The organism is Xenorhabdus koppenhoeferi, from assembly GCF_900116635.1.
GTDB classification, from domain to species: domain Bacteria; phylum Pseudomonadota; class Gammaproteobacteria; order Enterobacterales; family Enterobacteriaceae; genus Xenorhabdus; species Xenorhabdus koppenhoeferi.
The window spans coordinates 1-1,429 of record NZ_FPBJ01000084.1; the positions used below are offsets into that span (position 1 = coordinate 1).

Sequence of the window (1,429 nt, forward strand, 5' to 3'; positions counted from 1 at the left end):
CTATATGAACGCATCCCGTTTGCAAGGCTTTCGTTGTTCAGACATTGACGGTAGGTTGCAGCTCTATATCCGGCCTTACTGCAGCCGATGCTGCGGGCCTCGATGAGATTCGCTGACTCACGCCTTATTCCCCTAGCGAGCTTCAGGCTCTTGGAAATATCCAGGTTTGGCGAGTCACGGTCTTACCTGTCGTTGTCATCACTCCGATTGCCTCAGCAACCTTTCAGCATCCACCCTTTTATTCGAGCTGATGTTTGTCAGTAAACTGCCTCAGTACGGCCTGATACTGACGTAATTTTTGTCATACTTACGATCATGAGCAGCTATAGCCCAAACCATTCTGGCGAGTTTGTTTGCCATCGCGACTATCGCAACTGCGGTTGGTCGTCTTGCCTTCAAATCGGTTATCCATTTTCCGGGTTCTTTTGCAACCAACGTGGCCGCTCTGGCTCCATGAATAAACAACGTTCGCAAATAGGCATCACCCCGTTTACTTATCCCCAGCAAGCGCACTTTGCCACCCGTACCTGTTTGCTTTGGAACCAGCCCGACATAAGCGGAAAACTCCCGCCCTGATTTAAACGCTGAGGTGTCACCCATTATTGCTACTGCTGCGGTGGCTATTAACGGTCCCACGCCGGGAATATCCATCACCCGCCTACAGACTTCGTTTTGCCGGGCTATTGCCATCAGTTGTCTTTCTATATCGTCTATCTGACTGTCCAACTCTGCTAATTGCTGATACTGCTTCTCAAGCAGGTTTGTCAGATAGATCGGCAGCCTGACCTTCAATCGTTCGATTGCCTGCGGAAGCTCTTTGGCTAATGAGGCCCTGCCTTTATGCAGTGTTTCACCAAACTCAAGAAATGTACCGTGTAATGCATTTATCTGAGCAGTCCTGAATTTCACCAGTTGTCGGCGAACACGGTGTAACGTCAGAATCGACTGCTGCTCTTCTGTTTTAACCGCTATCGCTTTACCCGGCGGCTGTACTGCCATCCAGATAGCACGGGCATCCATCACATCATTCTTGTTGCCCATGACGAAGGCTTTGACAAGCCGCCCCTGCATCAATTTCACTTGATGACCCAACTTGGTTAGCTCTCTGGCCCAGTGCTGAGAACCACCGCAAGCTTCCATGCCGATAAGACAAGGTTCTCTGTTACTGAAAAATGTCAAAAAATCTTTGCTGCGTAACTGGTTATCCACCACCTCACCGGTATGCTCATCGATGAAGTGAACCTGGATCAGATGTTTTGCTATATCAACGCCAACCGGTGTATATTTCATGTTGTGGAGTCTCCAGTCTGAGGGAGCTTTATGCTTCCCGTATTGGGCACTATGATGCCGGAAATCTGAGAGACTCCACACCTCTCCCTTCATCAGTCCTGCTCCGGAGCAAATAGTTGGGATGCGTTCATCTCATTCC

At 49.4% G+C, this 1,429-nt stretch carries 1 protein-coding gene; it reads right to left on the reverse strand.

Annotated features, from left to right (window positions below; all coding sequences use genetic code 11):
* Positions 1–270: 270 nt before the first annotated feature.
* Positions 271–1,290 (reverse strand): IS110 family RNA-guided transposase, encoded by a 1,020-nt coding sequence (locus BM329_RS14180; protein ID WP_092554453.1) that lies wholly within the window; start codon positions 1,288–1,290, stop codon positions 271–273.
* Positions 1,291–1,429: the final 139 nt, after the last annotated feature.